This is a genomic window from uncultured Mailhella sp., assembly GCF_944324575.1.
Taxonomy (GTDB): domain Bacteria; phylum Desulfobacterota; class Desulfovibrionia; order Desulfovibrionales; family Desulfovibrionaceae; genus Mailhella.
Window position 1 is genome coordinate 1 of the sequence record NZ_CALUWV010000015.1, and the last position, 12,583, is coordinate 12,583.

At 59.8% G+C, this 12,583-nt stretch carries 12 protein-coding genes; 2 read left to right on the forward strand and 10 right to left on the reverse strand.

Annotated features, from left to right (window positions below; translation table 11 throughout):
- Both secD and yajC read right to left on the reverse strand, forming a co-directional pair.
- Window positions 1-1,254: protein translocase subunit SecD (secD, locus tag Q0J81_RS03180; RefSeq protein WP_294445992.1), on the reverse strand; the 1,254-nt coding region annotated here is incomplete at its 3' end.
- 118 nt (window positions 1,255-1,372) lie between these two features.
- Window positions 1,373-1,744 carry a preprotein translocase subunit YajC gene (gene yajC / locus Q0J81_RS03185; RefSeq protein WP_294445993.1) on the reverse strand — a complete coding sequence of 124 codons (372 nt, stop codon included), beginning with the start codon at window positions 1,742-1,744 and terminating at the stop codon, window positions 1,373-1,375.
- Between the two features lie 226 nt (window positions 1,745-1,970).
- Between yajC and argB the strand changes: the two genes are divergently transcribed.
- A complete protein-coding gene (argB, locus tag Q0J81_RS03190; protein WP_294445994.1) occupies window positions 1,971-2,873 on the forward strand; it encodes an acetylglutamate kinase in 903 nt (300 codons plus the stop codon).
- 198 nt (window positions 2,874-3,071) lie between these two features.
- Here the strand turns inward: argB and Q0J81_RS03195 are convergent, their stop codons facing one another.
- The 3 genes from Q0J81_RS03195 to Q0J81_RS03205 form a co-directional block, all read right to left on the reverse strand.
- On the reverse strand, window positions 3,072-3,677 hold the full coding sequence (locus Q0J81_RS03195; RefSeq protein ID WP_294445995.1) for a hypothetical protein: 606 nt from the start codon (window positions 3,675-3,677) through the stop codon (window positions 3,072-3,074).
- 96 nt (window positions 3,678-3,773) lie between these two features.
- Window positions 3,774-5,093 carry a phosphomethylpyrimidine synthase ThiC gene (thiC, locus tag Q0J81_RS03200; protein ID WP_294445996.1) on the reverse strand — a complete coding sequence of 440 codons (1,320 nt, stop codon included), beginning with the start codon at window positions 5,091-5,093 and terminating at the stop codon, window positions 3,774-3,776.
- 160 nt (window positions 5,094-5,253) lie between these two features.
- A complete protein-coding gene (locus Q0J81_RS03205) occupies window positions 5,254-6,957 on the reverse strand; it encodes a glutamine--tRNA ligase/YqeY domain fusion protein (RefSeq protein WP_294445997.1) in 1,704 nt (567 codons plus the stop codon).
- Window positions 6,958-7,016: 59 nt separating this feature from the next.
- Between Q0J81_RS03205 and Q0J81_RS03210 the strand changes: the two genes are divergently transcribed.
- The gene (locus Q0J81_RS03210) at window positions 7,017-7,142 is read left to right on the forward strand and encodes a hypothetical protein (protein ID WP_294445998.1); all 126 of its coding nucleotides are present in this window, start codon (window positions 7,017-7,019) and stop codon (window positions 7,140-7,142) included.
- Between the two features lie 25 nt (window positions 7,143-7,167).
- Here Q0J81_RS03210 and Q0J81_RS03215 read toward each other — a convergent pair whose 3' ends face one another.
- The 5 genes from Q0J81_RS03215 to Q0J81_RS03235 form a co-directional block, all read right to left on the reverse strand.
- Window positions 7,168-7,851: a TIGR04076 family protein gene (locus tag Q0J81_RS03215; RefSeq protein ID WP_294445999.1), complete on the reverse strand. Its 684-nt coding sequence runs from the start codon at window positions 7,849-7,851 to the stop codon at window positions 7,168-7,170.
- A 16-nt stretch (window positions 7,852-7,867) separates the two neighbouring features.
- The gene (locus Q0J81_RS03220; RefSeq protein WP_294446000.1) at window positions 7,868-8,743 is read right to left on the reverse strand and encodes an amidohydrolase family protein; all 876 of its coding nucleotides are present in this window, start codon (window positions 8,741-8,743) and stop codon (window positions 7,868-7,870) included.
- Between the two features lie 3 nt (window positions 8,744-8,746).
- Window positions 8,747-10,636, reverse strand: coding sequence for a TRAP transporter permease (locus Q0J81_RS03225; protein ID WP_294446001.1), 1,890 nt, complete (start codon window positions 10,634-10,636; stop codon window positions 8,747-8,749).
- A gap of 106 nt (window positions 10,637-10,742) precedes the next feature.
- Window positions 10,743-11,744 (reverse strand): TAXI family TRAP transporter solute-binding subunit, encoded by a 1,002-nt coding sequence (locus Q0J81_RS03230; protein WP_294446002.1) that lies wholly within the window; start codon window positions 11,742-11,744, stop codon window positions 10,743-10,745.
- A gap of 36 nt (window positions 11,745-11,780) precedes the next feature.
- On the reverse strand, window positions 11,781-12,491 hold the full coding sequence (locus Q0J81_RS03235) for an SDR family oxidoreductase (protein ID WP_294446023.1): 711 nt from the start codon (window positions 12,489-12,491) through the stop codon (window positions 11,781-11,783).
- Window positions 12,492-12,583: the final 92 nt, after the last annotated feature.

Sequence of the window (12,583 nt, forward strand, 5' to 3'; positions counted from 1 at the left end):
AATGCCGGGCAGGGTGAGCGTAGCGCCGAAGAGCGTCATGCCGGCAAGAAGAATGGTGATGGTGAAGCAGAGCATGACGTCGGCGACGAGGCCGGACAGCCCGTAGTAGAGCGGCATGACGAGAACTACGGCCGCCGCGCCTACGAGAGAGGCCTTGATGCCGCTGCTGATGGATTCCTTGCCGAGAGAGGGGCCCACGGTGCGCTCTTCCAGAATGGAAACGGGCGTGGGAAGGGAGCCTGCGCGGAGCACGATGGCGAGATCCTGCGCTTCTTCGGTGGTGAAGTTGCCGGTGATGGATGCCTTGCCACCGGCAATGCGGTCCTGAATGACGGGAGCGGAGTACACCTTGCCGTCCAGCACAATGGCCATGCGCTTCTTGATGTGTTCGCCGGTGATGCGTTCAAAGTTGCTGGCGCCGCGGTTGTTGAATTCAAGAGCCACATAGGACTGGCCGAATTCGTTGAAGGCCGGGCGTGCGTTGGTGATGTCCTCGCCGCCCATGAGGGCTTCGGTATCGAGAATGATGGAGCTTTCCGTCTGCGTGCCGTACTGTCCCTTGACGATGAGCGGATAGCGCGCCGTTCCTGCGGGCAGCATGATGGACGTCGGATCCACGTCGTCGCGGACAATGTGGAATTCCAGATGCGCAGTCTGTCCGATGATCTGAATGGCTCGCTCGGAATCGGTCATGCCGGGAAGCTGCACCTGCACCTGATTGTCCGACTGCTTGCGTATGTCGGGTTCGGCCACGCCGAACTGGTCGATACGGTTGCGTATGGTGCGCACGACCTGTTCCATGGTCATGTCTTCGGTCTGCTTGCGGGCGGCGGGAGAAAGTTCAAAGGTGTAGACCCGGCCGGAAGCGGTGCTGTCTGCGGAAACCTGCTGCAGGTTGGGGAACCATTTGCCGATCATGGCGTCGAAGGCTCCGGCCTGATCAGTACGGGGAAGCGTCACCTCAAGCAGCCCGTCGGCGTTGAGACGAGGCTTCATGACGGTGATTTTTTCCTGTTCGGCACGGTCGCGGATGTCCTGACCGTTGACGGACAGCGTGTTCTGCACGGCCTTTTCCACATCCACGCCCAGGGTGAGGTTCATGCCGCCCTTGAGGTCCAGACCGAGACTGATGCGGTCCTGCATGAGCGAGCCCAGAGGCGAATCGCCGATGGCGGGGATGTTGGGCAGGGCGTATGCAAGCACCACGAGCAGCACGATGAGTGAGACGGCCAGGCGCAAACGCAGAGCTTTCATGGTTGTATCCTTAAAAACGATAATAAGGCCGGAAGACCTTATGGATGAATAGCACAAAGCTCCACGCCTCCTCCCAGCGGAAGGAGGCGTGGAAGCGGAAGACTCGGTGTTTTTTGCCTTATTTGTTTTCGGCGGGAGCGGGAGCGGCGTCGGCGGCCGTCTTGTTCATGGCCTTGGGGTCGTAGGTTCCGCTCACGAACCCGCGGGGCATGCGGACCTTGGTTTCGCCGAGGTCGATGACGAGAATGTCGCCTTCCAGGTCGACGATGCGGCCGAGCAGACCACCGGAGGTGATGACGTAGGAGCCCTTGCCCAGGGATTCAAGCATGGCCTTGTGTTCCTTGTTGCGCTTCTGCTGAGGACGAATCAGCAGGAAGTAGAACACGGCGAACATGAGGAGAAGGGGCACGAGAGAGGCGACGGCTCCCATGGGGCCGCCCTGAGCGGCGCCGCCCGCGTTGCCGGCGGCGTAGGCAATGGAAGTGAACATTGGATTCTCCAGAATTGATTTAGCGGAAGGATGTCCGCGTCATTGACCTCATCTTCTTACCCTGTTGCGCCTTTTTACGCAATGGTTTAAGCGGGCAATGCCGCTCGTGGCGGGCATTCTTTTTGGTTCGGGCAATTCTGAAAGGGCTGGACATTCCTTCCGATTGCGGGGACTATGCTGCCAGCAACATGAAGGCCGGGCCGTTCCCGGCATAAGGAGCGTATCTATGGCCGTTATCGCCGATCCTGTGGAGCAGGCCCGCCTGCAGTCGAAAGTCCTTATCGAGAGTCTTCCCTATCTTCGCGAATATCATGGAGAAACCGTGGTCATCAAATACGGCGGCCATGCCATGACCGAAGAGCGTCTCAAGCTGGCCTTTGCCCGCAACGTCAGTCTGCTCAAGCTGGTGGGCATCCATCCCGTGGTGGTGCACGGCGGCGGTCCGCAGATCAACGAGATGCTGAGCAAGCTGGAAATCAAGTCGGAGTTCCGACAGGGACATCGCGTCACCGACAAGGCCACCATGGATGTGGTGGAAATGGTGCTGGTCGGCTCCGTGAACAAGAGCGTGGTGAATCTCATCAACAAGACGGGCGCCCGGGCCGTGGGACTTTCCGGCAAGGACGGCATGCTGCTTGAGGCACGCAAGCTTGCCATGACCATCAGCCACGGTGAACAGCAGCCGCCGGAAATCATCGACCTCGGCAATGTGGGCGAGGTCACGAACGTGAACACCCAGCTTCTGCGCTCGCTCATTCAGGACGAGTTCGTTCCCGTCATCGCGCCTGTTGGCGTGGATGCCGAAGGCAATACCTACAACATCAATGCCGACTCCGTGGCCGGAGCCGTGGCCGGAGCGCTCAAGGCCCGCCGTCTGCTCATGCTCACCGACGTGGCAGGCATTCTGGACAGGGAAGGCAAGCTCATTGAGCATATCGACACGGCCGATGCCCATCGCCTTCTGGAAGACGGCACGCTGAGCGGCGGCATGATTCCCAAAATCAACTGCTGTCTCGACGCGCTGGCCCGGGGCGTGGACAAGGTGACCATTGTGGACGGCCGCGTGGAAAACTGTCTGCTTCTGGAGCTGCTTACCGATCAGGGCATAGGTACCGAAATCGTGAAATAGCAGAATGCGTCCGGAACGGATCGTCCTGCGGGGGGCGGAAGCCCTCGTCGCACGCGTGCCGACATCGTTTTTTGAAGAAAAAAGGCGGCTTTTTGCCGCCTTTTTTCTTGGCCGGAGCTGAACGTTTGTCATACCCATGAGGAGAAACGGTTTCTGCCTTCGGTTTGTCGGGAAGGCGAAGCTGCCGTTTCCCGAAATTCAGCGAAGTTTTTTGATCTTTTTCATGAACGTGCACCCGCTCCAGAGATAGTATACGGCGTTGTCGGGCTCAAGTTCACAGGGAAAGCCGTCGGAAGCGAAGGATGGCAGCACTTCCAGTCCGTTGTCGAACACGCAGTAGGTGCAGCTTGCGGAAAGCCTTCCGGGAAGGTCCCGGTCGGGACGGAAAAAGTCCTCGACGGGCGGCTCCGGGGGCAGAGGCAGCGGAGCGGCATGACCGCCGGCGCTGATGTACCACAGCTCGGATATGCATTCTCCGTTGTCGTCTTCGGTGCGAAAGGCGGCCACGGCACCTTTTTTCGAACGGAACATTTGCAGAGAAACGTCCGGCAGACCTTCCGCAGAGGCGAGGCGCAGCGTATCGCAGCTGTCTTCGGCTATGCTCCAGTGCTCGGTGACACCCTGATCGGCCAACTGTGCCCTGTCGGCCTCGCTGAGGGGTTCCCTTGTGTTGTCGAATATTTCCGTCGGGATGAGAGCAAAGGCCTGTCTTGCGGTAAGAGGCCGGGCGAGTCGGGCCCAGGCTTCGGAGCAGAGTGCGGGCAAGGTCAGCAGCATGGCCAGTATGACGGCTGTCTTGAGCATGTTTTTGCGTCCATGAGGAAGAAAGGCCGCATCGGCTGGATGCGGCCTTTCCGTAAAGGGGTGGTGCGGACGTTGCGTCTGCACCGGGGATATCGGTTATTTGCGGTGATGCTGGCAGTGGCTCGGCACCTGAGCCGCAGGGTTGCCTTCGCGCATCATGCGCACGGCGCAGAAGTTGCCGCACATGGCGCAGGCTTCTTCGTTTTTGTGCGGTTCGCGGCGCTTGTCCATGAGTTCGGGGTCAATGGTGGCTTCACGCATGGATTCCCAGTCGAGTTCCATGCGGGCCTTGGACATCTTGGCTTCGCGTGCTCTGGCACGGGGTGTGCCGAGCGCGTTTTCACCGGCCTGAGCCGCCACGCGGGAGGCCATGACGCCCTGCTTCACGTCGTCCTCGTCGGGCAGGGTGAGATGTTCGGCGGGCGTGAGGTAGCACAGAAAGTCCACGCCGGCCTTCACCGCCAGAGCTCCGCCTATGGCTCCGGCAATGTGGTCATAGCCGGGAGTTGTGTCGGTCACGATGGGGCCGAGCACATAGAGGGGCGCGCCGTGGGTCAGGGTCTTGATGTTGATGATCTGCGCCTCAACCTCGCTCAGGTTCACGTGGCCGGGGCCTTCGATCATGCACTGTACGCCCTTTTCCAGACCGCGTTTGGCAAGCTGGCCGAGCATGATGACTTCCATCCACTGAGCGGCGTCGCCGGCATCGCTGCCCGCGCCGGGACGCAGCCCGTCGCCGAGCGAGAGCGTGACGTTGTAGCGCAGCGCAATGTCGAGCAGACGGTCGAAACCGGTGAGCAGGGGATTTTCCTTGTCGTTGCGCAGCATCCAGCGGGAAAGAATGCTGCCGCCGCGGGACACGATGCCCATGACGCGGCCGCCCTTGGCGCCCCATTCCGCGCCCTGGCGGGTGAGACCGCAGTGCAGGGTCATGAAATCCACGCCCTGCTCGGCCTGCTTTTCCACGTCTGCGAAGATGACTTCAGGATCAATGGTGGCCGGGTCTTCGCCGCGGTCGATGTATATCTGCGCCACGCCGTACATGGGAACCGTGCCGAGGGGAGCGGGGCAGGCTTCCAGCATCTGGCGGCGGATGTCGTCAAGATCGCCCGCAATGGAGAGATCCATGACGGTGTCCGCGCCGGCGTCCAGAGCGATCTTGAGCTTGCGCATTTCCCCCTTCACGCTGCAGTGGAAGGGCGAGGTGCCTATGTTGGCGTTCACCTTCACCCGCGAGGGCTGTCCCACCAGGATGGGACGGACGTCCTTGTGGTTGGGGTTGCCGAGCAGCACCATGGTGCCCGCTTCGATGGCGGAACGGATTTCTTCTTCCGTCAGGCCTTCTTCTTCGCACAGACGTGCCTTGTGCTGTTCAAACAGACTGGCAAGGGCCTGATTCTTCTCAAAAATGGACATGCTGCCTCCTTCTGAGGAGTCCGGTCTTCGGCGGCGGGAAGATGCAGGCTTTCCGTCGCCCGTTGCGGCGTTCTGCCGCGGATGCATCCGGGAAGGCTCATTCCAGGTCTTCCGCGGTTTATGAGGGTGCAGACCGGGGATTGTCGGATCCCCGGTGTTCCTACTGCTTTTTCTCTATCTTTGCCCAGGAATCCTTGAGCGTCACGGTACGGTTGAACACGGGGTGTTCCGGCGTGCCGTCGGGGTCCGCGCAGAAATAGCCCACGCGCTCGAACTGCACGTGGCTGCCCGCAGGGAGCGTGGCGAGATAGGGTTCCGCCATGGCCGTGACGATCTTTTCGGAATCGGGGTTGAAGTAGTCGAGGAACGTCTTGCCTTCTTCAATGTCGCTGTCGGTTTCGGTGGTGAACATCTGTTCGTACAGACGAACCTCGGCGGGGACGGCATGGCGGGCGCTCACCCAGTGCAGCGTGCCCTTGACCTTGCGGCCGTCGGGACTGGAGCCGCCGCGGGAGGCGGGGTCGTGGGTGCAGTGCAGCTCCACGATGTTGCCGTCGGCGTCCTTGATGACCTCCTGACAGGTGATGTAGTAGGCGTAGCGAAGCCGAACTTCCGCGCCGGGGGCGAGGCGGAAGTACTTTTTGGGCGGATCTTCCCGGAAATCATCACGATCAATGTAGATTTCGCGGCAGAAGGGCACCTTGCGGCTGCCGAAGGACGCGTCTTCGGGGTGCAGCGGCTGGTCGAATTCCTCCACCTGATCCTCGGGATAGTCGGTGATGACGACCTTGAGAGGATTGAGCACGGCCATGCAGCGGGGCGCGACGGCGTTCAGATGCTCGCGGCAGCAGAATTCCAGCAGGCTGTAGTGCACCACGGAGTCGGCGCTGCGGGCGATGCCTATGCGAGAACAGAAGTCGCGGATGGACTCGGGCGTGTAGCCGCGGCGGCGCAGCCCGGAAATGGTGGGCATGCGGGGGTCGTCCCAGCCGCGTACATAGCCTTCCTTTACGAGCTGGATGAGCTTGCGCTTGGAAAGCACGGTGTAGGTGAGCTGGAGCCGGGCAAACTCTATCTGCTGGGAATGGTAGACACCGAGCGTGTCCAGCACCCAGTCGTAGAGCTCGCGGTTGTTGTCGAACTCCAGCGTGCAGATGGAGTGAGTGATGCCCTCTATGGAGTCGGAGAGGCAGTGCGTAAAGTCGTACATCGGATAGATGCACCACTTGTCGCCCGTGCGGTGATGCGCGGCATGGCGTATGCGGTAGATGGTGGGATCACGCATGATGATGTTGGGAGACGCCATGTCAATCTTGGCACGGAGCACGTATCTGCCGTCTTCAAATTCACCGGCCTTCATGCGGCGGAAAAGATCAAGGCTCTCCTCGGCGGGACGGTCGCGCCACGGGCTGGGCGTGCCGGGCTTCGTGAGCGTGCCGCGGTATTCGCGTATTTCGTCGGCGGAGAGCTCATCCACATAGGCTTTGCCCATCATGATGAGCTTTTCGGCATATTCGTAGAGCTGGTCGAAATAGTCGGAGGCGTAATGGACTTCGCCAGCCCACTGGAAGCCCAGCCACTGCACGTCCTTCTGAATGGAGTCGACGAACTCGGTGTCTTCCTTGACGGGGTTGGTGTCATCGAAGCGCAGGTTGCACAGGCCGCCGTATTCCTTGGCCAGTCCGAAGTTGATGCAGATGGACTTGGCGTGGCCTATATGAAGATATCCGTTGGGCTCGGGAGGAAAGCGGGTGTGCACGCGACCGTTGAAACGGCCGGTAAGATTGTCCTGATTGATGCGGGCGCGAAGAAAGTCCGTGCCCTGGGCGCGTTCCGCTTCAGGGGCGGGGGTGTTCTGGCTCATGGGGGCCTCATGTCGTTTGGCTGCTGCGCGTTCAGGGCGCGCGGGACAGCGGTGGAACCATGCGCATCGGCGCATGTCCTGAATGCCTGACGGCTGAAAAGGATACCTTTGTCGTAGGGGAAGGTCAATTGATGAAGGATGAGAGCGCCCCGGAAAAAGAAGACGCTGCCCGGGGGGCGGCGTGAGTCCTTGTCGGCGGAAGAGACGTTCCTACAGGGAGGGCAGTCTCTCCAGCCGGAAGAAGACGGGGAACAGTCCGTCGGAGGAGGAAGCGTAGAAGACGCCCTTGCTGAAGCCCGGGAAATCTCCGCCGAGCTGGAGGGACAGAACGTAGGGGTTGAGGTCATGCCAGGCGTCCCCGGGAAAGTTTTCGGGGCAGCGGCCGTTTTGTCCCACAAGGAAGGTCTGCCCTTCCCGGAGGTCATGGGAAGTCAGGGCTGACGCGGCGTCATCCGGAACATCCCCGTAGATGTCCGCAGGGCGCAGCGTCCGCACGACCGTTATTTTCAAGGGGGCGCGCACATTGCCCTCCCTGTCCGGGGAGGATGCCGGTTCTTCATCGTCGCCGGGAAGATATTCCAGCTTGAAGATGACGGGCATGGTGCCGTCGGTGCAGCAGGAATACTGAATGCCGCGACGTTTCTTCATGACGAAATGTCCCCCCGTCTGCATGGCCGTAATGACGGGATAAAGGTCGTTCCATGCCCAGTTGCAGGGAAACGTATCTGTGCACTCTCCGTTTTCTCTGATGAGAAAGGTCTGTCCTTCCCGAAGTCTTGCGCAGCACTCCGGAGCGTTGGACACCTGTTCCGGTACAGGCTGATCAAAGATGTCCGTGATCTTCATGGTCCTGAGGACGGTAACTTTAATGGCGTGTTTTTTCTGTGTTTCCATCGTGAGGGCTCCTTGATCAGTAGGTGTCTTCGAGTTTCAGAAAAGAGGCGGCGTTGTGATAGAATATTTTTTCCTGTACCTCGGGGCGCAGCAGTTTTGTATATCTCCTTACGGCGAACTCCACGGGAACGCTGGGATAGAGGCTGCCGAAAAGAATCTTGTCCTGAAGGCGGTAGTTGGCCGCCGTGACGTAGTCCTGCGAGCCGGGATGATCGAGCATGAAGCCGTCGGGAGAGAGCCACACGTTTTCCCAGTTCATGGCCACGGCGCATGCATAGGTCGTCCACGGCCAGCAGGCGTGGGAGAGAAGAATTCTGAGTGAGGGAAACGCTCTCGCCAGTCTTTCTATGCGTGCAGGGGAATAGATGTCGTAGTCAGGGGCGTCGTTTTTGTGAAAGACGCCGCCGAACAGCAGGTAGAGCGGAACGTCGTGCTCCTGACACAGCGCATAGAGGGGGAACAGGCTTTCATCGTCGACGTTCCAGGGATGGGGATCAAGTCCAGGCTCCATGTAGATCCCCGTACAGGGGCCGTTGACGACAAGCGTCTGCACGGTTTCCATGGCCTGAGCGAGTCCGTCTTCCACGGGGCGGAGTCCGGCAAAGCCGGTGAAGCGGCCGGGCATGGCCTGAAGAAGTTCGACCAGGTCTTCATTGTGCAGGTCGGGCAGCACTCTCAGGGGTACGACGCTGTGCACGATGCCGCAGCGTTCGTTTTCCTCCAGAAACTCGTTCATGGATTGCCTGAGCAGGGAGACCGGCAGATCCATGCCCATGTTCCGATACTTTGTCCTGAGGCCGGGATTGCCGGGCACGTCGTCCAGGCGGAAGATCCAGTCGCGGACGAAGCTGCCGAAGGGGGGACGGCTGCGGAAGTCGATGATTTTCTGCATGGCTCAGGCTCTTTCGGGCTTGCGGACGTCGTAGACCCGCTGGATGACGTAGATGAGGCTGATGCCGCCGATGCCGATGAGGTCCGTGATGCTTCCCGGGTAAATGAGGCACAGGCCGGAGGCGAACAGAACGACGGATTCGACAATATTGCAGTTAGTGACGAAGAAGCGCTGGAGACCGGCCGTCAGTCCGATGACGCCTATGATGGAGGTCACGGACACGCTTATGATTTCCAGCAGGTCGCCGGTGAAGAGAAGACCCGGCTGATAGACGAAGAAGAAGGGGATTATGAAGGCTATGGCGCCGAGTTTGACGGAGGTGAATCCCGTGCGCATGGCGTTGGATTCCGCGATGCCTGCGGCCGAGAATGCGGCCATGCATACGGGAGGCGTTATGGTGGAGAGCACGGCGTAGTACAGGCAGAACATGTGGGCGGAAATCATGGGGACACCGAGCTTTATCATGGCCGGGGCGGCGAGGACGGAAACGATGATGTATGCCGGAGCCGTGGGGACGCCCATGCCCACGATGAAGCAGGTGATCATGAGCATGACGAGCAGCAGAAAAAGGTTGCCGTCCACAAAGTTCATGATCATGTTGATGAGCTTGAAGCCGCCGCCGGTGAGGCCGATGATGCCCACCACTATGCCCGCGCATGCGCAGCAGCTCGTGATCATGAGCGTGTTGCGAGCCGCGCATACGGCAACGTCCTTGAGGCGCGAGGGAGTGAGGCGTGTTTCCTTCTTGATGAGAGAGAGCAGGAAGATGACGAGGCATCCTGCAAAGGCGGCGGAGTTCACGCTTCTTCCCATGACCATGACGATGACGAGAAAGACCAGAGGAAGCATGTAGTAAAGGCGGGAAATCACGGACTGCGCGGAGGGTATTTCACTTTCCGGCATGGTGCCGATGTTGTATTTCACGGCCTCGAAGTGGATCATGCAGTAGAGGGAGAGGTAGAACAGTATGGAGGGCAGAAGGGCGGACTTGGCAATGGTCAGGTAGCCGAGTCCCGTAACGTCGGCCATGATGAAGGCCGCAGCGCCCATGATGGGGGGCATGAGCTGGCCGCCGGTGGAGGCGCAGGCTTCCACGGCGCCGGCGAAGTGCGGCTTGTAGCCCACGCGCTTCATGAGCGGAATGGTGAATATGCCCGTACCGTACACATTGGCCTGTGCCGAGCCGGAAATGGTTCCGAACAGAGCCGAGGCGAAAATGGCGACTTTGGCCGGCCCCCCCTTGGTCTTTTTGGTGAGCAGGCAGGAGAGATCTATGAACAGGTTGCTCATGCCCGAGACTTCCAGAAAGGCCCCGAAGAGCACGAAGGCGAAGATCATGGTGGCGGCTGCGGACATGGCTACGCCGTAGATGCCTTCCGTCAGGAGAAAAAGCTGTTCGATGAGCGCCTCGGGCGAAATGGCTACGTGCGCGAGAGGGCCGGGCAGATTGGCGCCGAACAGCGCATAGGCAATGAAGCAGAGCGCCACGATGACCAGAGGCCATCCGGAGGTCCTTCGTGTTGCCTCAAGTACCAGAACGATGAGGGCCGTGCCGAGCCACATCTGAATGTCTTCGACCGGATCAACATAGGCAAAGCGTTCAAATATAGCGGTTTCATTAAGAAAGTAGTAGGCGGCAATGCCCAGGGCCAGCAGGGCGAGACAGGTGTCGAAAAGGACGAGCAGAGCCGGTTCCTTTTTTTTCTTGTAGACCGGCGACACGGGTACGAAAAGGAACACCAGGCAGAGAACTATGCTCAGGTGCGCGACGCGTTGCAATGTGGAGTTGACCACGGCGATGCCGGAGGTCGTATAGACCTGGAAGCAGCAGAGAAATATGGAAAGTACTATGAAGGCAGGCTGAAGCAGGGATCTTAAGTTGGAAGTTGTCATGGAGGACTCCTGGAGACGGGAATGCAAGAGATCTGCCTGTGTCTGACGATGCGGTGAAAAGGAGGGGAAGGGCCGTCCCGGGGAGGTCGGGGCGGCCCGGAACGGGCTATTTCAGATAGCCGGCCTCACGATAGTATTTTTCCGCTCCCGGATGCAGGGGCAGAGCCGTTCCCTGGCAGGATACGGCGGGATCGTAGGTGCCGTAGCCGGGATTGGCCAGGGCGATGTCCTTGCTGTATTTGGTCCAGATTTCTACTATCTTGTAGGCCACATCGTCGGGAAGGTCTTCGGTGCAGATGATTTCGGTGACATCGCTGACACAGGGCACGTCTTCCTTGACGGCACCTTCAAACTCTCCGGCCCTGATGACCGAGGCGCGCAGACCGCGGGCCTTCAGGCGTTCCATTTCCTTCTCGCCCACGGGCAGAAAGCGGACATCCTTGGAAAGCATGATCTGACGCAGGAAGGAGGGGAAGCCGGGTCCGTTCCAGCCGACCATGTCGAGCTGATTGTCCTTCATGGCGTCGACCATGGCGTCGAAGGTGATATAGGTGACGGCGCCGCCCCAGTCCTGAATCTTCTTGTAGTCGATGCCGTATTCTTCCAGGGTCCAGCGGGAGAACATGTCGTTGGTGGAACCTCGGGTGGCCGGGCTGAAGCGTACGGCCTGCTTTTGTTTCGCAATTTCTTCAAGGCTGGTGATGGGCGCGTCGCCTCTCACAAAGAGGAGCAGGCGGCAGTCGTCGTTGATCTTGAAGAGAGACCGCAGGTTGGAATACGGTGTCTTATAGGGTTCCGTGCAGTTTTTGGCTGCGGTGAGCAGAGCGCTCTGCGCATGGGCCACCTGTACCTGTCCCCGGGAGACGCGTATGGGATTGGCCGTGCCGTTGCCCGGCAGAAGGTCCATGACGGCCTTGGGATATTCGGCAAGGAAGGCCTTCATGAAGGCGGCAAGAGCCATGGACGCGCCTCCGCCCATGGGACCGCCGGACAGGGAGATTTGAATGCCGCTGCCGTCATCTGCGGCAGAGGCGGGACGGGATGCAAGGGGAAGGGCCGTGAGGCTGAGACACAGAAGAGCAGCGATTCCGCATTTTTTGGCAAACATGAGAACCTCCGCCGGGACATGCCCGGAGATCAGTGGTTAGACGTTGGAACGGCCTCCGTCGACAGGAATGACAGCTCCGTGGATGAAACCGGCATCGTCACTGGCCAGAAATGCCGTGACCTTTGCAATGTCTTCGGGAACGCCGAGGCGTCCGGCGGGAATGACACGCACGCGCTTTTCATAGCCATCCGGGTCGTTATCCAGGCTGTCCTGAATGAACGGCGTCACGACGGAGCCGGGACAGATGACATTGGCGCGTACGCCCTGCCAGGCGTAAAGGGCGCTCAGACTGCGGATGTAGCCCACAAGAGCGTGTTTTGAGGAGGTGTACACGGAGCCTCCGCCCGCGCTGCCGCGGGGGCCTCCCATGGCGGTGTTGCGCATGCCGCTTATGGAGGCCGTGGCAATGATGACGCCCTTGCCGCGCTCGATCATCTGAGGCATGACGAGGTTGCACAGCACAAAGACGGAAATCACGTTGATCTGCATGAACTTCTGGAAATCCTTTTCCGTCATTTCCAAAGAGCCGCGGCGCTGATCGAAGATGCCGTGGGTGGTTACGAGAATGTCTACGCGGCCCCATTCCTTCATGACCATGTCGTAGAACGCCGTTATGGCGGCGCTGTCCTGCATGTCGAAGGTCATGCCTATGGCTTTGCCGCCTGCGGCGCGTATCTTTTCAATTTCGGCGTCCAGTCGCTGCTGGTTTCTGCCGGTAATGGCGACAAGAGCGCCTTCTTTTGCCAGAGCTTCGGCCTATGCCGCGCCTATGCCGGAGGTGGAGCCGGTGACGATGGCTACCTGTCCTTCAAGTCGTCCCATGAGTGTTTCTCCTTTGT

Bases quoted from the DNA above. Each gene is read 5' to 3' on its own strand.
- yajC (WP_294445993.1), bottom strand. From the start codon at position 1,744: ATGTTCACTTCCATTGCCTACGCCGCCGGCAACGCGGGCGGCGCCGCT.
- argB (WP_294445994.1), top strand. From the start codon at position 1,971: ATGGCCGTTATCGCCGATCCTGTGGAGCAGGCCCGCCTGCAGTCGAAA.
- Q0J81_RS03195 (WP_294445995.1), bottom strand. From the start codon at position 3,677: ATGCTCAAGACAGCCGTCATACTGGCCATGCTGCTGACCTTGCCCGCA.
- thiC (WP_294445996.1), bottom strand. From the start codon at position 5,093: ATGTCCATTTTTGAGAAGAATCAGGCCCTTGCCAGTCTGTTTGAACAG.
- Q0J81_RS03205 (WP_294445997.1), bottom strand. From the start codon at position 6,957: ATGAGCCAGAACACCCCCGCCCCTGAAGCGGAACGCGCCCAGGGCACG.
- Q0J81_RS03210 (WP_294445998.1), top strand. From the start codon at position 7,017: ATGCGCATCGGCGCATGTCCTGAATGCCTGACGGCTGAAAAGGATACC.
- Q0J81_RS03215 (WP_294445999.1), bottom strand. From the start codon at position 7,851: ATGGAAACACAGAAAAAACACGCCATTAAAGTTACCGTCCTCAGGACC.
- Q0J81_RS03220 (WP_294446000.1), bottom strand. From the start codon at position 8,743: ATGCAGAAAATCATCGACTTCCGCAGCCGTCCCCCCTTCGGCAGCTTC.
- Q0J81_RS03225 (WP_294446001.1), bottom strand. From the start codon at position 10,636: ATGACAACTTCCAACTTAAGATCCCTGCTTCAGCCTGCCTTCATAGTA.
- Q0J81_RS03230 (WP_294446002.1), bottom strand. From the start codon at position 11,744: ATGTTTGCCAAAAAATGCGGAATCGCTGCTCTTCTGTGTCTCAGCCTC.